Annotated in this window: 23 protein-coding genes and 5 pseudogenes; 25 read left to right on the top strand and 3 right to left on the bottom strand. The window is 35.7% G+C overall.

From position 1 onward, the window contains the following. The first annotated feature begins 236 nt into the window (after nt 1-236). The 14 genes and pseudogenes from EHV10_RS06685 (at nt 237) to EHV10_RS06615 (ending at nt 8,717) form a co-directional block, all read left to right on the top strand. Nucleotides 237-659 (top strand): sigma-70 family RNA polymerase sigma factor, encoded by a 423-nt coding sequence (locus EHV10_RS06685; protein WP_000804885.1) that lies wholly within the window; start codon nt 237-239, stop codon nt 657-659. Further along, the gene (locus EHV10_RS06680; protein ID WP_000857133.1) at nt 656-886 is read left to right on the top strand and encodes a helix-turn-helix domain-containing protein; all 231 of its coding nucleotides are present in this window, start codon (nt 656-658) and stop codon (nt 884-886) included. The genes EHV10_RS06685 and EHV10_RS06680 overlap by 4 nt, the downstream gene beginning before the upstream one ends. A 460-nt stretch (nt 887-1,346) precedes the next feature. Next, the gene (locus tag EHV10_RS06670) at nt 1,347-1,550 is read left to right on the top strand and encodes an excisionase (protein ID WP_000814511.1); all 204 of its coding nucleotides are present in this window, start codon (nt 1,347-1,349) and stop codon (nt 1,548-1,550) included. Between the two features lie 81 nt (nt 1,551-1,631). Next, nucleotides 1,632-2,849 carry a tyrosine-type recombinase/integrase gene (locus EHV10_RS06665; RefSeq protein ID WP_001291561.1) on the top strand — a complete coding sequence of 406 codons (1,218 nt, stop codon included), beginning with the start codon at nt 1,632-1,634 and terminating at the stop codon, nt 2,847-2,849. Nucleotides 2,850-3,120: 271 nt separating this feature from the next. After that, a complete protein-coding gene (locus tag EHV10_RS06660; protein ID WP_128673981.1) occupies nt 3,121-3,594 on the top strand; it encodes a hypothetical protein in 474 nt (157 codons plus the stop codon). A 33-nt stretch (nt 3,595-3,627) separates the two neighbouring features. Continuing rightward, on the top strand, nt 3,628-4,119 hold the full coding sequence (locus EHV10_RS06655; protein WP_128673980.1) for a hypothetical protein: 492 nt from the start codon (nt 3,628-3,630) through the stop codon (nt 4,117-4,119). 227 nt (nt 4,120-4,346) lie between these two features. Further along, a complete protein-coding gene (locus EHV10_RS06650) occupies nt 4,347-4,811 on the top strand; it encodes a hypothetical protein (protein ID WP_128673979.1) in 465 nt (154 codons plus the stop codon). Nucleotides 4,812-4,853: 42 nt separating this feature from the next. Continuing rightward, nucleotides 4,854-5,081: pseudogene (locus tag EHV10_RS06645) on the top strand (hypothetical protein); the annotation flags it as partial. 107 nt (nt 5,082-5,188) lie between these two features. Then, complete coding sequence (locus EHV10_RS06640; protein WP_128672989.1) at nt 5,189-6,481, top strand: IS110 family RNA-guided transposase; 1,293 nt, start codon at nt 5,189-5,191, stop codon at nt 6,479-6,481. Nucleotides 6,482-6,936: 455 nt separating this feature from the next. Then, nucleotides 6,937-7,185 (top strand): annotated as a pseudogene (locus EHV10_RS15390) (hypothetical protein); the annotation flags it as partial. Between the two features lie 33 nt (nt 7,186-7,218). Further along, nucleotides 7,219-7,530: a hypothetical protein gene (locus EHV10_RS06630; RefSeq protein ID WP_007592494.1), complete on the top strand. Its 312-nt coding sequence runs from the start codon at nt 7,219-7,221 to the stop codon at nt 7,528-7,530. 2 nt (nt 7,531-7,532) lie between these two features. Then, nucleotides 7,533-7,766 carry an Imm74 family immunity protein gene (locus EHV10_RS06625; protein ID WP_007592492.1) on the top strand — a complete coding sequence of 78 codons (234 nt, stop codon included), beginning with the start codon at nt 7,533-7,535 and terminating at the stop codon, nt 7,764-7,766. A gap of 121 nt (nt 7,767-7,887) precedes the next feature. Further along, entirely contained in the window at nt 7,888-8,310 is a 423-nt protein-coding gene (locus tag EHV10_RS06620; protein WP_128673978.1) for a hypothetical protein, read from the top strand. Between the two features lie 56 nt (nt 8,311-8,366). Then, entirely contained in the window at nt 8,367-8,717 is a 351-nt protein-coding gene (locus EHV10_RS06615; protein WP_009221250.1) for a hypothetical protein, read from the top strand. Between the two features lie 83 nt (nt 8,718-8,800). Here the strand turns inward: EHV10_RS06615 and EHV10_RS15385 are convergent. Next, nucleotides 8,801-9,034: pseudogene (locus tag EHV10_RS15385) on the bottom strand (IS3 family transposase); the annotation flags it as partial. Between the two features lie 77 nt (nt 9,035-9,111). Continuing rightward, on the bottom strand, nt 9,112-9,411 hold the full coding sequence (locus EHV10_RS06605) for a transposase (RefSeq protein WP_060930492.1): 300 nt from the start codon (nt 9,409-9,411) through the stop codon (nt 9,112-9,114). Nucleotides 9,412-9,505: 94 nt separating this feature from the next. Between EHV10_RS06605 and EHV10_RS14525 the strand changes: the two genes are divergently transcribed. The 11 genes and pseudogenes from EHV10_RS14525 to EHV10_RS06555 all read left to right on the top strand — a co-directional run bounded on the left by EHV10_RS14525 (nt 9,506) and on the right by EHV10_RS06555 (nt 17,715). Continuing rightward, the gene (locus EHV10_RS14525) at nt 9,506-9,649 is read left to right on the top strand and encodes a hypothetical protein (protein WP_158609907.1); all 144 of its coding nucleotides are present in this window, start codon (nt 9,506-9,508) and stop codon (nt 9,647-9,649) included. Beyond that, a pseudogene (locus EHV10_RS06600) lies at nt 9,642-10,455 on the top strand (ORF6N domain-containing protein). The gene EHV10_RS14525 and the pseudogene EHV10_RS06600 overlap by 8 nt, the downstream one beginning before the upstream one ends. Before the next feature lie 45 nt (nt 10,456-10,500). Further along, nucleotides 10,501-10,899, top strand: a pseudogene (locus tag EHV10_RS15380) (hypothetical protein); the annotation flags it as partial. A gap of 31 nt (nt 10,900-10,930) precedes the next feature. Beyond that, the gene (locus EHV10_RS06590; protein WP_128673977.1) at nt 10,931-11,347 is read left to right on the top strand and encodes a hypothetical protein; all 417 of its coding nucleotides are present in this window, start codon (nt 10,931-10,933) and stop codon (nt 11,345-11,347) included. A gap of 118 nt (nt 11,348-11,465) precedes the next feature. Next, nucleotides 11,466-11,672 carry a 50S ribosomal protein L31 gene (rpmE, locus tag EHV10_RS06585; protein WP_007592480.1) on the top strand — a complete coding sequence of 69 codons (207 nt, stop codon included), beginning with the start codon at nt 11,466-11,468 and terminating at the stop codon, nt 11,670-11,672. A gap of 76 nt (nt 11,673-11,748) precedes the next feature. Then, nucleotides 11,749-12,675 carry a DUF1385 domain-containing protein gene (locus tag EHV10_RS06580; RefSeq protein WP_128673976.1) on the top strand — a complete coding sequence of 309 codons (927 nt, stop codon included), beginning with the start codon at nt 11,749-11,751 and terminating at the stop codon, nt 12,673-12,675. A 1-nt stretch (nt 12,676) separates the two neighbouring features. Then, the gene (gene prmC / locus EHV10_RS06575; protein ID WP_128673975.1) at nt 12,677-13,510 is read left to right on the top strand and encodes a peptide chain release factor N(5)-glutamine methyltransferase; all 834 of its coding nucleotides are present in this window, start codon (nt 12,677-12,679) and stop codon (nt 13,508-13,510) included. A gap of 25 nt (nt 13,511-13,535) precedes the next feature. Next, the gene (gene prfA, locus EHV10_RS06570) at nt 13,536-14,606 is read left to right on the top strand and encodes a peptide chain release factor 1 (protein WP_034211643.1); all 1,071 of its coding nucleotides are present in this window, start codon (nt 13,536-13,538) and stop codon (nt 14,604-14,606) included. Between the two features lie 9 nt (nt 14,607-14,615). Continuing rightward, nucleotides 14,616-15,641: a branched-chain amino acid aminotransferase gene (locus EHV10_RS06565; protein ID WP_128673974.1), complete on the top strand. Its 1,026-nt coding sequence runs from the start codon at nt 14,616-14,618 to the stop codon at nt 15,639-15,641. Continuing rightward, nucleotides 15,620-17,275: a nucleoside kinase gene (locus EHV10_RS06560; protein WP_243116085.1), complete on the top strand. Its 1,656-nt coding sequence runs from the start codon at nt 15,620-15,622 to the stop codon at nt 17,273-17,275. The genes EHV10_RS06565 and EHV10_RS06560 overlap by 22 nt, the downstream gene beginning before the upstream one ends. A gap of 155 nt (nt 17,276-17,430) precedes the next feature. After that, on the top strand, nt 17,431-17,715 hold the full coding sequence (locus EHV10_RS06555; protein ID WP_128673973.1) for a helix-turn-helix domain-containing protein: 285 nt from the start codon (nt 17,431-17,433) through the stop codon (nt 17,713-17,715). A gap of 716 nt (nt 17,716-18,431) precedes the next feature. On the opposite strand, the gene EHV10_RS06545 is transcribed toward EHV10_RS06555, so the two are convergent. Continuing rightward, the gene (locus EHV10_RS06545; protein WP_128673971.1) at nt 18,432-19,607 is read right to left on the bottom strand and encodes a ribose-phosphate pyrophosphokinase; all 1,176 of its coding nucleotides are present in this window, start codon (nt 19,605-19,607) and stop codon (nt 18,432-18,434) included. Nucleotides 19,608-19,628 lie beyond the last annotated feature (21 nt).

Genomic DNA, 19,628 nt, shown 5'->3' with positions numbered 1-19,628 from the left:
TGCAATAGATAAGTACGTCCACCAATGTGGTTTTATAAATCATATAGATAGAATAACAGAAGCATGTAAACAGAGAAATAAATCTGTTTATATGCTTTTTTGGCTATTCAGAACTTTTTTACAAAGTTTATTTATCAGTAATGCAACAAATCCCCCTTTCACATTGGGACTAAGAGTGAAAGGAGATAAACGAGCAAGGCTCACTTCCTTTCCTAGACAGAAAGGGGGTGAGAAACATGAAACCATCTTCTTTTCAGACCACAATAGAAAATCAGTTTGACTATATCTGTAAACGTGCTATGGAAGACGAGCGAAAGAATTATATGCTTTATCTTTCAAGGATTGCAAAGCGTGAGGTGTCCTTTTCGGATGTTGGCGATTATCTTGTTAGCCAGTTTGCGACAACAGATAACTATTCAACTGACTTTCAGATTTTTACACTCAATGGGTTATCAGTAGGCGTTGAAAATGATTTGTTGAGTGAAGCATTACGTGAGTTGCCAGACAAGAAACGTGAAATTCTACTGCTGTTTTACTTTATGGACATGAGCGATTCAGAAATTGCAGACCTGTTGAAATTGAACCGTTCTACTGTCTATCGGCATAGAACCAGTGGACTAGCCTTAATTAAAAAGTTTATGGAGGAATTTGAAGAATGAAAACACAATATCCTATGATTCCCTTTCCTCTCATTGTAAAGGCAACAGATGGCGATACCGAAGCGATTAACCAGATTCTACATCATTACAGAGGGTACATAACGAAGCGTTCCCTACGACTTATGAAAGATGAATATGGCAATCAAAGTATGGTCGTTGATGAAGTCTTACGTGGAAGAATGGAAACCAGACTGATTACAAAGATTTTGTCATTTGAAATTAAGTAATATCCTCTCTCCTTTCGTGGAAGCGTGCTAAACCATTCCACGCTTCCCGAACAGGGAGGTTTGTTATTCCACCAAAGCATATTGAGCTTTCAATGTGTTTTGATAGGCTAACGAGCCATTGTTCTTTGAAAACTGAATAAAAGTAATCGAATACGTTTCGATAAGAAAAGAGCCAACGGAACTAACCGCCATGACCTATCTTATAAAGATAGCGAGCGATTCATGTTAGTGATCCGAGAAGCAATCTTTAGCAGGATTGCCTGCAACGACATTCTTATCGTGATAATGATACTCCCATACAGTCAATAGTCCGAGCGTGATAAAACCGTCGCAGGCAATGAGTATGGCTACATGAGAACCATGCAGGGGTGGAACTCCCGTGAGCTTTGCTAAAGCTGTTCGATTGCTGGTAAAACAACTTTTATGAAATCCAAATAAGTGATTTGGAAAGGAGGATTTTATGAAGCAGACTGACATTCCTATTTGGGAACGTTATACCCTAACCATTGAAGAAGCGTCAAAATATTTTCGTATTGGCGAAAACAAGCTACGACGCTTGGCAGAGGAAAATAAAAATGCAAATTGGCTGATTATGAATGGCAATCGTATTCAGATTAAACGAAAACAATTTGAAAAAATTATAGATACATTGGACGCAATCTAGCGTCGCCAAAGGGTCTTGTATATGATAAAATAGTATTAAGTCGTATCAAGGCTCTTTCCATAAAGGAAAGGAGCAAATGCCATGTCAGAAAAAAGACGTGACAATAAAGGTCGAATCTTAAAGACTGGAGAGAGCCAACGAAAAGACGGAAGATACTTATACAAATATATAGATTCATTTGGAGAACCGCAATTTGTTTACTCGTGGAAACTTGTGGCTACAGACCGAGTACCAGCAGGAAAGCGTGATTGTATCTCACTTAGAGAGAAAATCGCAGAGTTACAGAAAGACATTCATGATGGTATTGATGTTGTAGGAAAGAAAATGACACTCTGCCAGCTTTACGCAAAACAGAACGCTCAAAGACCAAAGGTTAGAAAAAACACTGAAACTGGACGCAAATATCTTATGGATATTTTGAAGAAAGACAAGTTAGGTGTAAGAAGTATTGACAGTATTAAGCCATCAGACGCTAAAGAATGGGCTATTAGAATGAGTGAAAATGGTTATGCTTATCAAACCATCAATAACTACAAACGTTCTTTAAAGGCTTCATTCTATATTGCTATACAAGATGATTGTGTTCGGAAGAATCCATTTGACTTTCAACTGAAAGCAGTTCTTGATGATGATACTGTCCCTAAGACCGTACTAACAGAAGAACAGGAAGAAAAACTGTTAGCCTTTGCAAAAGCTGATAAAACCTACAGCAAAAATTATGATGAAATTCTGATACTCTTAAAAACAGGTCTTCGTATTTCAGAGTTTGGTGGTTTGACACTTCCAGATTTAGATTTTGAGAATCGTCTTGTCAATATAGACCATCAGCTATTGAGAGATACTGAAATTGGGTACTACATTGAAACACCAAAGACCAAAAGTGGCGAACGTCAAGTTCCTATGGTTGAAGAAGCCTATCAAGCATTTAAGCGAGTGTTAGCGAATCGAAAGAATGATAAGCGTGTTGAGATTGATGGATATAGTGATTTCCTCTTTCTTAATAGAAAGAACTATCCAAAAGTGGCAAGTGATTACAACGGCATGATGAAAGGTCTTGTTAAGAAATACAATAAGTATAACGAGGATAAATTGCCACACATCACTCCACATAGTTTGCGACATACATTCTGTACCAACTATGCAAATGCAGGAATGAATCCAAAGGCATTACAGTACATTATGGGACATGCTAATATAGCCATGACGCTGAACTATTACGCACATGCAACATTCGATTCTGCAATGGCAGAAATGAAACGCTTGAATAAAGAGAAGCAACAGGAGCGTCTTGTTGCTTAGTAGTACAAATGAATTTACTACTTATTTACCACTTCTGACAGCTAAGACATGAGGAAATATGCAAAGAAACGTGAAGTATCTTCCTACAGTAAAAATACTCGAAAGCACATAGAATAAGGCTTTACGAGCATTTAAGAAAATATAAAAAGATAATTAGAAATTTATACTTTGTTTATACTAAAAAATACATAGATAAAATATATTCAAAAACTTATGATCCTAATTGGTTATATATTAGTCCGGATAGTTTTTAAGTTAGAGGGATCAGATAATGATATATGAGGGTAGGATATTAAATAAAGGCTGTATAGAGAAGAGATTTATTGCGTTTAAATTTGTAGATATATTGAGAGAACTTGGATATATTAAATATATAGTTCTTGAAAAGGAAACTACAGACCTAATATATATAAAGAAAGGAAACGATAAATTTTTTTTAAATAAGAATGATACTTCATCTTTATTAAACGTATATGCATACAAAGAATGTAAAGAGTTTCCGACTAAAAAAGCAGAGAGTGCAGGACTTGAAACTTTTTTCAGATTTACAGATATACTTGGCAGAGAGCTGGTTATACTTGAAATATTACATAAATATATGGAAAAGTATAGCGATTCTATATTTTATATAGATAATGGACTTTATTTTACAAAGCAAGATGTAGATAGAATTTATAATTTAAAAGAACCGGATGCAGAGTGGATTTATAAAAATCCTGATAAATATAAAAAGAAGAGTAAATAATAAAAATATTAATTTAGGGAGTACAGTAAGATAATGGGAGCATCGGCATCGCTGTTTAGAAAAGGTGAATATCCAACAGAAAAAGACTTGGATATAATAATTGATATATTTAGAAAGATGAAGTTTTATGCAGGTGGTAAAGATAAAGAAAAATTAAGTACAGGCGAAAGTTTCGGTATCAGTTTTATCAATGATCATTGGAGCAGAAAATGGGATGATGACGAGTATCAATGGGATTCACTGGATGATAATGATAACATTATAATTTATTTTTATCCGAAGCCAAAAGAATCACATGAATACTATATTCCAAGTATGGGAGAAATAGTGCCAAGTTATATTATTTTCGAGGATATATCAGGTAGAGAAAGACTTTTGTTGGAATTTTTTCGTAGATATTTTAAGCTTTTTCCTGAGGATGTATTTATGGAGGAGTACCTTTATACGAAGGATGATATAGATAAGTTATATGCAAAACTACCTTGGAATGAATTATGGGCGTATGAAGACCCTAAAACATTCTAAATTATACTATTGATGTTTTTAAGAGGAGCTGTTTTATATCTAACAGCTCTTCTTTACTAAAAAGTTGATAAACTTATAGATTGGTTTAGAGAAGCTATAGACAAGATGATAGAAGAAGGGGAATACATGGAAATGAAAAAGTATGGCCGGCAGACAAAATAACGCCTTGCTATATCAGGGAATTAAATTGATAAATAGATTTGAGGAGATAAAGGAGATTTTTTATAATGTGGCGCACAGGTATATTAAGAAAAAAAGTAACAGCTGATAAAGAAGACATGGAAAAAGTCATAAACATTTTAATGTCAATAGGATATACACATTGTTCGATTTATGACTCAAAGGATTATTACAGTTTGTCTGCAAGTATACTTGAAGAAGATGATGAAAGTAATATAAAAAAAAGAGTTTATTATCTGGATGTAAGTATGTTTCTGGTGGAGATAGATATAGAAGGGCGTTATAAGTTTTTTTATCCAAGAGAAAATTGCTATTATTATGCATATATTCACTTTGATGACATTAAAGGAAGAGAATTGATAATATCGGAGTTTTTATATAGATATTTTAAACTCTTTACTGAGGATATTTTCTTAAATGAGTCAGGATATGTTTATAGAAAAGAAGACATTGAAAAAGTATACTGTAATAAAGACTCAAATTGGATATATAGCAGTCCGGATGCTTTGTAAAAAAGCTCTCTTGTGGCAGCAGTATAAGAAGGGGATGTATATATGATATGTGAGGGAAGAATATTAGAAAAATTTGAGGAAAGAAATATATTTGTTGATGACAGGATGCAAGAAATACTTGATGCTATGAACTACCATAGAATAGTGAATATACGTAAAAGAGATTGTATTATTATACTGTCTAAGGAAGATAATGAATACGATTTTTTTGATGAAGAAGATCCCGCACCAATGATTCAAATTTATGCTTATGTAGGTATAAAGGAGCTTCCTGTATAATTTAAATGGTGGACGTTGAAAATTGAAAATACCTCAGAGTAAAATAAGACTACTGACTGGCAGGTTGGTAAATCTTATCAAACAGAGAGGTATCTACAATGAAGTCTAACACACAAAATACAAAAATTGAAGCAATTACAGAAACTACTTTGGTGCTCGGAATCGATGTCGGAAGTGAAACGCATTATGCAAGAGCTTTTGATTACCGAGGAATCGAGTATTCTAAGAAACCGTTTAAGTTTAGTAATGATGAGGCCGGATTCGTGATGTTTAAGGCATGGATTCTGGACATCAAAGAAAAGCATGGTAAGGACAAGGTGGTTCCGGGAATGGAGCCTACCGGCCACTACTGGTTCAATCTTGGTAAGTTCCTTCAGGACAACGAGATGAAGCCGGTTCTTGTGAATCCTCATCATGTAAAGAAATCAAAAGAACTCGACGATAACAATCCGACAAAGAACGATCGTAAAGATCCGAAAGTCATAGCAGGACTAGTTAGAGGGGGACGTTACATGATCCCATACCTGCCTGAGGGTGTTTATGCAGATCTTAGAACTGCATCTAACATGAGATTTCAGCTACAAGCGGAGCTTACAAGAATTCAGAATAGGATCAGTCGTTGGTTCAATATATATTTTCCTGAATACAAAACAGTGTACGGGCAGCCGGATGCTAAAAGCGGAATGCTGATTCTCAAGGTGGCGCCACTTCCGGAAGATATCCTGACGTTGGGTATCGATGGTGTGAACCAAATCTGGCGAGATGCGAAGGTGAGAGCAGTTGGGAAAGCGAGGGCAAAGACCCTGATAGAAGCTGCTGAGCACAGTGTTGGAAGCAAAGAAGGTGAAATATCTGCAAGGATGGAAATCCGTATGCTGCTGGAGGATTATGAGTCCGGAAATACTCGTCTTCAGGAAGTAGTAGCTCTGATTGAAGAGCTGGTAAAAAAGATTCCAATGGCTGAAAAGCTGTTGGAAATTAAGGGAGTAGGAATCAAGACGGTGTCGGGATTCCTGGCTGAAGTGGGCGATATAAGCCGCTTCAATAACCCCAAAGAACTGCAGAAACTTGCAGGTTTAGCATTGGTTGAGAATAGTTCGGGTAAACATAAGGGTGAGACAACAATAAGCAGACGAGGTCGAAAGAGACTAAGATATCTGCTCTTCGAGGTTGCAATGTCTCTTGTGTCAAAGAATCCGGAATTCAGGGAACTCCACTCATACTATACAACCAGAAAGCTGAATCCATTAAAGAAGATGCAGTCGCTGATGGCTGTGGCGGCAAAGCTGCTCCGTGTCTTCTTTGCAATGCTGACCAAGGGTGTGGACTATGATCCCAAAAAGCTGGTTGGTGATATAAAGAGACCGGCAGTATATCTGCAGGTAGCATAAGCGTACAATGTAATCAATACAGCGGCCGTCCTATGGGAGGTCACTAAACAAAGCAGAATGTAGCAGATAACGTCCACTGATCAAAGTGCTGGTACAGGAAGCGAGTCAGTAATCAACAATACAAAGAATGAGCCGGTAGTCGGCAGGAATTGTAACCATGGGGCATGACCCCGTAAAGGAGCATAGCTGACACCCTGGTTATGGGCAGGCAGGACGAAGGAAGTTAGGACCTCTGGAGACAGAGATGATCCTGGTGGATATAGGAGGTTAGCTGCCATAGAGGGATGGGTATACACAAGGCCAGTAAAGCGAAAAACAATGACGTTTTATTTCGTGTACCCTTTTACCGCTATTTCAGTACCAGATACACCGAAATGTTCATAACTCTGGCTTATTTACTGAGACAGACAAGGTCAAAAAACCTTGAATTTTCAACAAAAAATACTTGATTATATGAGGAGGTTTTCACAAGAAAATCAAGAAAAAATGAGCTTGTTACCTTCTTTCGCTTTCCGGATATGATTGGAATAGAACTTACCATATTGGAGATAGTACACAGATATATGGAAGAATACCCAAATAGCGCATTCTATGTTGATAACGGTTACACATTCAGAAAACATCATATTGACGCAATATATAATATGCTTGAGCCTGATGTAGGGTGGATTTATAAAAGCCCGGATATGTATAAAAAAGGATGATTCTGGTCAGGACAAACAGATAGTATTGGAGGAATGGATGTTGCGAAAAAAATAGCAAAAAATAAAGGAGGAGTTACATTAGAATCTACGATTGATGATACGAATATTGTAATGCCTGAATGGGATTTTAATGCTCCTTCAAGTGTAACAGCTTGGGAGGAAGCTTCGAATGTTTACGCAGAGCAAGTATCTGGTGAAATAAGAGCTGTAGTTGGTAGCGAACTAAGACCAGGAAATATTTGGGAAAATATCGAATTACCAAGATTGAAGGCCAATCCAAATGTTACTAAGATTACAACAATAGATCCTAAAACAGGGGTAGAAAAAATTATATTCGAGAGGTAGAAATGAAAATTACAGGAACAAGATCAACAATTACTTTTGATTTAGAGAATGGTTTCCTCTTAAAAGCACAAGGAGAATTGTTGATTAATAAAAAATTTGTTGTTTATAAAGATAGTATGACACATTGGGAACCCCCTCATGAAAATCTTCCGATAACTCCAAGAGAAATAGACAATATTATTAACATGGCTAAAAAAATGGAGAGCGATCAAACTATTCGATTGGACTTTATATAATTATGTTGAACTCTATATATTCTAAGTAAACCTGTGGCAATAGATATCCCTTATGATTCAATTAAGAATTTGAAAGTTACATGGGGAGAATTTACAATTAGAAAATTAGGAGGCAATTAAAATGAGTTTAACTAAAATAACTTGGGAGGAGTTTGATACCTTTGAAAAGATTGAATCACCAAAAGGATATGATTTTCGAACACATGAAGGAAAATACTACACTTTTGGTGAGTTTGGAGTAGCTTCAGTTCGTCGTATCTTTGAGATTAATCCTTCTGATTTTAACGAATATTTATTAGGTAGGAGAACGGCACGTGAAATTGATTTTAAAGCGGAGAACGATCGTTGGCCACCAACGGAAGAAGGAAAGAAAGCTAGTGAGAAACGATTCATAGAAGAGAGTCCTACATCATTAATTGATTTACCTGAAACTACAGAGTTATTTACTAAGGAAGAGCTTGAAAGATTAATTCCAATTGCTGAGCAAATGTGGATTGACTGGAGAGGCAAACTTCCAGATGATTATGTATCACCACTTAAGTAACAGATATATACAATGATACCAACGAGATCTTCACTCTTAAACGAGTGGTGAAGAGGATGGTAGATGATTTTGAAAAAGATAACCCAGGATTTTTTTATAATCCATCTAAGACGTTTATTGATTTGTACATGAAATCAGGCTTCTATATCGCAGAACTCGTTAAGCGATTATATAATAGCAAATGTCTGAAAAATACATTTCCAAATTTTGAAGAACGTTTAAAACGTATCCTAGAAAATCAAGTTTGTGGATTTGTGCCTTCACCATTTATCTATAATATTTCCACTAATTTTATCTTTGGAAATCTTTCTCGAGATATTAGTAGAAAGAACTTTGTTCTAGAAGATACCATCCCTGCGGCTAAAGAAGGGAAACTACAAAAATTGGTAGATAAATATTTTGAGTAGAAGAGTAATTGTTCATCAAGTATGTTTGTAAGTTCAGTACTGAAATCAGAGTCTCTGGTAGTGGTAGTAAAAGGCTTAATCCATTGGGCTTTAATACCCATTTCACGCATATATTTGCCTACAGTGCGCTCAGTAATAGTTTCACCTGACTTACGAAGTTCTTTGGTTATTTTAGGAGCACCATAGTTTTGTTTTGAAGCATCATAAATAAGCCGGATATTCTTCTTAATAGCTTCCTTCCTCTGAATAGCAGAAGATATTTTTCTATTAAGAAAAGAACGATATCCGGATCGAGACACACCCAAAAATTTAAGCATTCCGGAAGTAGAGACACGGTGCCCATTTACTTTAGCTGCCTCTACCTTTGCAGAAACCTCTGTATAGATAGCAATAGTTAACTTTTCCCCAGAATGCTTATGGCTTTTTTTAGTACATCAAGAGCATCCTGAGCATCACGTAGCTCACGTTTGAGGAGAGCTATTTCTTTTGCATCATCAGATTGATAGTTACCTGAGCCACGAACGGGAATGTCACCATCATTATTACGAAATTGACTTTCCCATTTGGCAAGTGTACTAACACCAATGCCAAGATTCTTGGCACATTCAACTTGAGTAAGATCCGGATGTTCATTTCGATAGTTGATAGCATCCAGCTTAAACTGTTTTGAGTGATGATTTCTTTTACTTGACATAATGAGTTCCTCCTAAGGTTTATTATATAACAAATAAGGAAATATCTCATTTTGTTTTGTACTAAATATATTCTAACACCAACATCATCTGAATGTGGATAAGCTAAGAGAAGAGGTAGCAAAAGGAGGACTTGTTTTAGACTGGATAAACGAAGTCATAGACAAAATCTATGTTTATGATAAGAATACGGTTGAGATTGTTTGGAGATTTGAGGAAGGTGATGAAAAAGATGGATAAAAAAGACGAGATGATGCTTGTAAATCATGAATCCCTTGTAAAAAAGATTTATATTATTAGGGGACAGAAAGTTATGCTTGATTTTGAACTGGCAGAGATTTATGGGTATGAAACAAAAGCTTTTAATCAGCAAGTAAAAAGGAATATTGAAAAATTTGATGAAGATTTTATGTTCCGATTAACTGACGAGGAAGTATCTGAACTTTCAAGGTCACAAAATGTGACCTTGAATAAGAGTGCAGGAAGAGGTAGTAATATTAAGTACAATCCTCATGCTTTTACCGAGCAGGGAATCTATATGCTGATGACAGTTCTCAAAGGAGAGCTTGCGGTCAAGCAGAGTAAAGCTCTTATTCGTACCTTTAAGAAGATGAAAGACTATATCGTAGAAAATCAAGGGTTGATTGGGAAAAGAGAGTTTTTACAGCATAGCGAAAAAGAGTATTTATATCGTCGGTAACTACATCGGAGTGAAAACCTTGGTCTTGTTAAAAGATGTCCCTTCATCGGTAGAGGTCATTATATTCAGTGATAACATCGGCAAAGGACTTCATACCCTTGAATATCAGGATTTTTGTAAGGAGTATCCGTTTAGAAAGATAACATTCCAAAAATCCTGTGGAGAGTTTCATGACAGATACATTATTATCGACTGGAATACCGAACATCAGAGAATCTATCATTGTGGAGCATCTTCCAAAGATGCAGGGCAAAGAATCACAAGCATAACGGAAGTGGTCAATCAGATGATTTATACAGACCTTATCAATAACCTATTGAAAAATCCGGTGTTGAAGTTAAGATAGAAGTGAAGCAGATTGGAAATTTAATAAAATGTATCCAATACTTGACACAAGGGCAGTAAAGAAAAAGATAAATTAAGTACAGGCGAAAGTTTTAGTATTAGTTTTATTAATGATCATTGGAAAAGAAAATGGGATGATGACGATTATCAATGGGATTCGTTTGATTATAATGATAATATTATAATTTATTTTTATCCGAAGCCAAAAGAATCACATGAATACTACATTCCAAGTATGGGAGAAACAGTGCCAAGTTATATTATTTTCGAGGATATATCAGGTAGAGAAAGACTTTTGTTGGAATTTTTTCGTAGATATTTTAAGCTTTTTTCTGAGGATGTATTTATGGAGGAGTACTTTTATACAAAGGATGATATAGATAAGTTATATGCAAAACTACCTTGGAATGAATTATGGGTATTTGAGGATCCTAAAACTTTTTAATTTATAAAAGGTATGAGAAAAAGAAAGTATTATGAATTTGAAAATTATTAATATCTGTACATTCGGTTATGATAGATTTGTTGATGCTGAAATGGAGGACAAAAATAAGATTATAGTACATTTTACGGAATATGATGAATATATAGATAACGACAAGAAATCTGAACGGAAGTTTGTTGGAAGTATAATAAAAGGTAAATTAAGAATAGATTTAGTAACAGGCTCTTATATTAAAAACGGTGAACTTATGTTTGAACAGCCACATAGACATTCCTCACATATAATAGCGACAGTAGAAGTAAAAAGAATTGTAGACGAATTTTCACTTTATGCCAAAACAAGTATATGTGATGAGGAAATATTGGTCGAGTTTGAAAGTAAAGTAAAATATGGTATTAATGATAGGATATACGTTGTCGGATCTTTGGAGTTTGATATCATATCTTAAATCAAAGAGTAAAGAGTAAATTATACTCTTGCAATTTATCTTCATTTATGCTATCCTAAGATGTACTTTGTAACGAGTCTACTTTATGTAACCGTTAAATTTTTAAAAGAGGTGAATTATGAAACAGGGAATACATCCAAATTATTATCAGGCAACAGTAACTTGCAACTGTGGTAACACATTTGTAACGGGTTCAACAAAGGAAGATATCCACGTAGAAATTTGTTCTAAGTGCCATTCTTTCTATACAGGTCAGCAGAAATCAGCTCAGGCACGTGGTCGTATCGAGCAGTTTAACCGTAGATATGGTGTTAAGGCTGAATAATAAGATAAAGAAATACTATTTATTAGGGGGAGTCAGGCAGGTGTCTGGCTCTTTTTAAATAGATTACGGAGTAAATATGAAATATTCAGGAATAGGTGGACAGGCTGTTATAGAAGGCATCATGATGAAAAACGGTGACAGATATTCTACAGCTGTAAGAAAGCCGGATAAAACAATTGCGGTAATGGAAGATAAATATGAGAGCTTAACTACAAGAATGCCGATATTGGGACTTCCGTTCCTTAGAGGTATATTTTCATTTATAGACTCATTGGTTTTGGGAATGAAAACACTGTCATATTCAGCAAGCTTTTTTGAAGATGATGAGGATTCAAAGCCTTCAAAGTTTGAAGAAAAGCTGATAGCAATTTTTGGAGATAAGCTGGATAAAGTGATAATGGGTGTTACGATGTTTATTTCAGTAATAGCATCCATAGCTATTTTTATGGTCCTGCCGATGCTTCTCAGTAATATTATTAAATTGAAAGTTGATAATTACTATGTAATTGCAATTTTTGAGGGAATAATAAGAATTGCAATATTTATCTTCTATATAAAAATGATATCAAGAATGGAAGATATTAAAAGAACATTTATGTACCATGGAGCGGAGCATAAATGTATAAACTGTATTGAACATGGTCTTGAGCTTAATGTGGAAAATGTTATGAAGAGCTCAAAAGAGCATAAGAGATGCGGTACAAGCTTTATTATCATTGTAATGATGATAAGTATACTTTTCTTTATGGTAATCAGAGTTGATACCATATGGCTTAGAGCGGTATCCAGAATTGTTCTTGTACCTGTTATAGCCGGAGTAAGCTATGAGTTTTTAAGAATTGCAGGAAGAAGTGATTTCTGGCTTGTAAATCTTATAAGTAAACCGGGACTTTGGATGCAGGGACTTACCACTAAAGAACCTACACCTGATATGGTTGAGGTAGCTATCGCGGCAGTTGAAAGGGTATTTGACTGGAGAGTGTACCTGGAGGAAAACTTCTGATATGAAATATATTGAAGTTTTTGATAAATATGTAAAGCTGTTGGAAGAAAAAAACTTCAAGGATGCGAAAAGTGATATACTCCTGCTTATATATGAGATATTCGATTTTGATTTTTCAAAATGGACGATGTATAAGTATGAAGAGATAGAGGATATATCAAAGCTTGATAGATTGAATGAATATGTGGAAAAAAGGCTTGGTCATATGCCTATACAGTATATTTTAAATAAGGCATATTTTTGCGGACTTCCACTCTATGTCAATGAGAATGTACTTATTCCGAGATTTGATACGGAAGTACTGGTTGAAGAAGTTTTAGCGCTTTCAAAAAAAGATAAGAGTAAAAGAATACTTGATATGTGTACCGGTTCGGGAGCTATAGCCATTGCATTAAAAAAGCTTGGAGGATTTGACAGAGTTGATGCTCTGGATATATCGGATAAGGCACTTGAAGTTGCAAAAAGAAATGCAAAAGAGCTGGATTTGGATATCAATTTTTTAAAGAGCGATATGTTTTCAAGCTTAACATCTGAAATTAAATATGATATCATAGTATCCAATCCGCCGTACATACAGAGCGATGTTGTAGATACTTTAGAAAATGAAGTAAAGGATTTTGAGCCTAGGCTTGCGCTTGACGGAGATGCTGACGGCATGAAATTTTATAAAATAATTGCCGAAAACTATGAGGACTATTTGGCAGACAACGGAGTAATGGCTCTTGAAATAGGCTATGATGAAGCGGATGATATAAGAGCTTTGTTTGAAGGCAAAAATGTAGTGATAAAAAAGGACCTGGCAAATTTAGACAGGGTAGCGATAATATACAGTTAAATAAAATAAATCATAAGAGGAAAAGATGTTTGATAATTTAGAAGATATAGTAGTACATTATGATGAAATCATGGCGGAGCTTGCAAGCGGCGATGTGGCAAATGATCAGAACAGATTCAGAAAGCTGATGAAGGAGCAATCGGATCTTGCACCATTAGTGGAAACTTACGGAGAATATAAAAAAGCAAAGCAATTACAGGTGGATGCACTTGAAATGCTTGAGATGAATGATGAAGAAATGAAGGAGATGGCAAAGGAAGAGCTTGCCGAGGGTAAGAGACTGGAAGAGGAACTTTCCGAAAAGTTAAAGATTTTGCTTTTGCCAAAAGATCCTAATGATGATAAGAATATAATGCTGGAAGTCAGAGCCGGAGCAGGCGGTGACGAGGCGGCATTGTTTGCTATGCAGCTGTATCGTATGTACACTCATTATGCGGAGTCCCAAAACTGGAAGGTCGAGATGATTGATGTTAATGAGAACGGTATAGGCGGATATAAAGAAGTAGTGGCAATGGTAAGCGGTAAGGGTGCTTATTCAAAGCTTAAGTATGAGTCGGGAGTTCACAGAGTACAAAGAGTACCTGAGACAGAGTCGGGCGGAAGAATTCATACTTCTACAGCATCTGTTGCGGTAATGCCTGAGGCTGAGGAAGTTGATGTACAGATTGATATGAATGATGTCAGAATAGACGTTATGAGAGCCAGCGGAAACGGTGGGCAGTGTGTCAATACTACAGACTCTGCAGTTCGTCTTACTCACTATCCTACAGGTATTGTTATCTACTCTCAGACAGAAAAGAGCCAGTTGCAAAACAAGGAAAAGGCATTTGCACTTCTTAGATCAAAGCTTTATGAGATAGAGCTTGAGAAAAAGCAAAGTGCGGAAGCGGCTGACAGAAGAAGCCAGATCGGTACAGGTGACAGATCTGAAAAAATCAGAACTTACAACTTCCCACAGGGAAGAGTAACAGATCACAGAATAAATCTTACCTTATATAAACTTGATAAGATAATGAATGGTGACATTCAGGAACTTATAGACGGCTGTATTGCGGCGGATCAGGCTGCAAAACTTGCCAAACTTAATGAACAATAGGAGGCTATCATGGAAATAAAGGATTTAGATTGGGGAAATATAGGTTTCAACTACAGAATTACTGATTACAGATATGTCAGCAATTTTAAAGACGGAAAATGGGATGATGGAGAGCTTCTGGCAGACTCAAATGTTACGATAAATGAGTCGGCAGGTATTTTACAGTATTGTCAGGAAGTTTTTGAAGGCTTAAAGGCATACAGAACAAAGGAAGGACATATAGTTACATTCAGACCTGATCTAAATGCAAAGAGAATGCATGATTCAGCTAAAAGACTTGAGATGCCGCCGTTTGATGAGGAGAGATTCCTTGAAGCGGTAGATAAGGTAGTACTTGCAAATGAAGCATGGGTACCTCCTTTCGGTTCGGGAGCAACACTTTATATAAGACCTTATATGTTTGCTTCATCACCTGTAATCGGAGTTAAGCCGGCTGCAGAGTATCAGTTCAGAATGTTTGTAACACCTGTAGGCCCTTATTTTAAGGGTGGTGCAAAGCCTATTACAATCACTGTAAGTGAATTTGACAGAGCAGCACCGAGAGGTACAGGACATATAAAGGCAGGACTTAATTATGCCATGAGTATTCATCCTCTTATGGAAGCTCACAGAAACGGATTTGATGAAAATATGTATCTGGATGCGGCTACAAGAACCTATGTCGAAGAGACAGGAGGCGCAAACTTTATCTTTATTACAAAAGATAATACTGTAGTTACACCTAAATCAAATTCAATATTGCCTTCAATTACAAGAAGATCACTTCTTTATGTTGCAGAGCATTATCTTGGACTTAAGACAGAGGAAAGACCGGTTGCATTTGATGAAATAAAGGAATTCAAAGAAGCGGGACTTTGCGGTACTGCAGCAGTTATTTCACCGGTAGGCAGAATATACAGAGGTGAAGAAGTAATAAGCTTACCTGCAGGTATGGAAGGTATGGGTGAGATTACAAAGAAACTTTATGATACACTTACCGGAATACAGATGGGTGAAATAGAAGCACCACAGGGATGGATCAGAAAAATAAAATAATGAAAAAGTTTAAAGTAAATATAAACAACGAAGTATTTGAATACGAAGAGAATACAAGTTACTTTGATATTGTAACGGAGCATAAGAAAAAGGCACTTTTAGTAAAGGTAGACTCTAAATTGCAGGAGCTGCATAAGACTTTAAAATCTGATATAAAACTTGAATTTATTACTTTAAGTGATGTTATCGGGCGTTCCACATATGAAAGAAGTGCCGTACTTATACTTTTAAAGTCTATTAAAGATATATATGGTGAGAATATAAAACCTATTGTGGAATTTTCCACCGGAAACGGACTGTTTATCAGAATGAACGGTGAATCTGAGTTTGATATTGATAAAATAGACGGCAGGATGAGAGAAATTGTCGATGAAAATATCAGAATAGAGAAGATGAGTGTTCATACCGATACTGCGATAAAGATGTTTCATGATGCAGGCTTTTTTGAAAAGGAAAAACTTTTTAAGTTCAGAAGAGTATCCAGAGTGAATATATATAAGCTTGAGGACTATATAGACTATAATTACGGTTATATTGTGTATTCAACAGGATTTGTAGATAAATTCAGCCTGACAAAATATAAGGACGGACTTGTTCTTATTATACCTAAGAAGGATAACCCTGAAGTGGTGGAAGAGTTTGTACCTGAAGAAAAAATATTTAATGAGCTTAACAATGCGAGCAAAAATGCCGAAGACATGGGAGTTGCCGATGTCGGTTCTCTAAATGAGATGATTGCAAACGGTATGACTAATGAAATGATCCTTATTTCTGAAGCATATATGGAAAAGAAGATTGGAGATATTGCGGATGATATTGTAAAAAGAGGCAATGTAAAACTTGTTATGATTGCAGGTCCGTCTTCATCAGGAAAGACTTCATTTTCACACAGACTCAGTATACAATTAAGATCTCACGGATTGAAACCTCATCCTCTTGAGGTGGACAATTACTTTAAGAACAGGGAAGATACACCGAGAGATGAACATGGTGAGCTTGACTTTGAATGTCTAGGTGCAATGGATATTGAAAAGTTTAATGAAGATATGTTGGCCCTTTTGAACGGGGAAGAAGTGGAGATTCCAAGCTTTAATTTCAAAATCGGGCAGAGAGAATACAATGGAAACTTCTTAAGACTTGGTAAGGATGATATTCTTGTTATAGAGGGTATACATTGTTTAAACGATGAACTTTCATACAGATTGCCTAAGGACAGCAGGTATAAGATATATATAAGTGCACTGACTCAATTAAATATAGACGAGCACAATCGTATACCTACTACAGACGGCAGATTACTCAGAAGAATGATAAGAGATGTCAGAAAGAGAGGCACTTCACCTACAAAGACAATTTCAATGTGGGATTCTGTAAGAAGAGGGGAAGAAAAGTATATATTCCCATATCAAAGCAGTGCGGATGCCACTTTCAATTCGGCTCTCAACTACGAGATTGCAGTTATAAAGCAATATGTTGAGCCGGTATTATTCAGTGTACAAAAAGACAGTAAGGAATATCCCGAGGCAAAGAGACTGTTAAAGTTCCTTGACTATTTCCTCGGTATACCGAGTGATAATGTACCTTCCAATTCTATTTTAAGAGAATTTATAGGTGGAAGCACATTTAATGTATAAGCCTTAATAATCTCCCGACATATCTTTAATAAAGTTATGTCGGAATTTTTTTATTGATAAAGTTGACTGCTTAATAACTTTTAAGTATAATTGATTTAAGGAGGGGGGAACTTGTACAATATATATTTTTATAAAGATAAAGATGGGAATGGATTATGAATAGTGCGATTGGGCAGAATGCTTTAGAATTTATAGATTCGCTTTTAACACCTGAAGAAATATTGGAAAGTGACTTAAGAGTTGCTTTGATAGGAGAACTTATTAAAACCAGACAAGAAAAGGGATTGAGTCAAAAGAAATTAGAAGAATTAAGTGGTGTAAAACAGCCTGTAATAGCAAGGATGGAAAAAGGACAAACAAGTCCACAACTTGATACAATATTAAAAGTCTTGGCACCATTGGGAAAAACACTTGCGATTGTACCATTAAATGGCAAATAAGAGTTGTGAAAAAGTCTTATTATATGGATATCTATAATTGAGTGCAGACTTTTGATAGAAATATGTATCTAATGGAGCATAGAAATCCATTTTAAATCAATAACGTCATTAAGAGATGCTTAACGTGCAAGATGTCAAAAGGGTAAAATATCATGTTTAGAGTATCGATACCTATTTCAACCATATCAGAAAATTTAAAAATGAACTTATTAAAGAGATAGAGCAGACAGAACAATAAATACTAGTAATATTTCTTCATTGATGTTATAATACTAAGTAGTTAGCAGAAGCTAACTAAATTGGAGGTTGTATTAAAGAACTAAGGGAAGAGCTTGTTTTTGTAATAAGCGAGCTGGGAGAAAGTAAAATATGAAGGAGTTTTTGAAACAGGAGATATTATGGGCGCTATTTATTCTAGTAGTGCAAATAATAGCCGGCTTTTTGGTTACGCATTTTATACTCCATACTACGTGGGACTTGAAAAGCACTATATCTGGTTATTCGTTTATAGTATTTTGGGGACTTTATTTAATCATTAAAATATGTATTGCAATTTTCAAGAGAGTTAAATCTCAAAAAGGTAGAAATATTTAGCTTGAATGATTATTTGTGAAAAGCATATTTTTATTAACAAACACTTTTGGATATGAGCAAGTGAATTAAAAAAAGGGGATGTCGGGAAGTAAAATCACTTATTTCCGAGCATCCCTTTATTCTTATTTAAATCTTGATACAAAGTTTTGGATTTTAAGTGTCGGTGAGAGGCTCTTACCTATTGAAACATCATGGTTATATGAGTTTATAATAGCGGCAAGATACTTTGTCATATCTGCTTCAAGATACCATGGCTTTGTAAGAAGTTCAGGGTTTCTGTAATGTACATTTGTAGTACAAACATAGTCTATAAGTCCAAGATTATGGAATTCATCAAACTTATCAAGACCGTTTGTGAAAAGTCCGAATGTAGCACAGATAATTATTCTCTTTGCATTTCTCTTTTTAAGCTCTTTTGCAGTATCAAGCATACTTTCACCGGAAGAAATCATATCATCCATGATAATGACATCCTTGCCGTCCACACTGCTTCCAAGGAATTCGTGAGCAACTATAGGATTTCTGCCGTCAATTACCTTTGAATAATCACGTCTCTTATAGAACATACCCATATCCACACCAAGGTTGTTTGCAAGATAAACCGCTCTGTTCATAGCACCTTCATCAGGGCTTATAATCATCATATCATCTTTGCTTACCTTCAAATCCGGTACATTTTCAAATAATGCCTTTACAAACTGATATGTAGGCATGAAATTGTCAAATCCTGTAAGAGGAATGGAGTTTTGTACTCTCGGGTCATGTGCATCAAAAGTGATAATATTGCTTACACCCATATCCGCAAGTTCAGCAAGTGCCAGAGCACAATCAAGAGATTCTCTCTTGGTCTTTTTATGCTGTCTGCTCTCGTATAAGAAAGGCATGATAACATTTACTCTTTTTGCATTGGCAATACTTGCGCTGATAATTCTTTTAAGATCCTGATAGTGATCGTCAGGTGACATATAGTTTGTAAAACCGTTCAGCTTATAGCTGAGAGAGTGGTTTAATACATCCACCATTACAAATATATCTGTACCACGAACTGATTCTTTTATTATTCCCTTGGCTTCACCGGAACCGAATCTGGGACAGGCAATATCAAGAAGATAATTATCACAGTCATAGCCTCTGTAATGCAAGTCCATTTTACTGTTCATAAGCTCAGTAGTATCATTTCTTCTGAACTCAACAATATAATCATTGACTTTCTTGGCAAAATCATAGCAGCTTTCAAGAGCGGCAATCTTTAGAGGCGCTATAGGCAATTGATCTCTAAAAACAAAATCGTTTGGCATTTCTTTCTCCTAGGTACTTAA

The sequence above is a fragment of the Lachnoanaerobaculum gingivalis genome, assembly GCF_003862475.1.
Lineage (GTDB): Bacteria > Bacillota > Clostridia > Lachnospirales > Lachnospiraceae > Lachnoanaerobaculum > Lachnoanaerobaculum gingivalis.
This window is presented reverse-complemented; position numbering and strand designations above follow the sequence as displayed.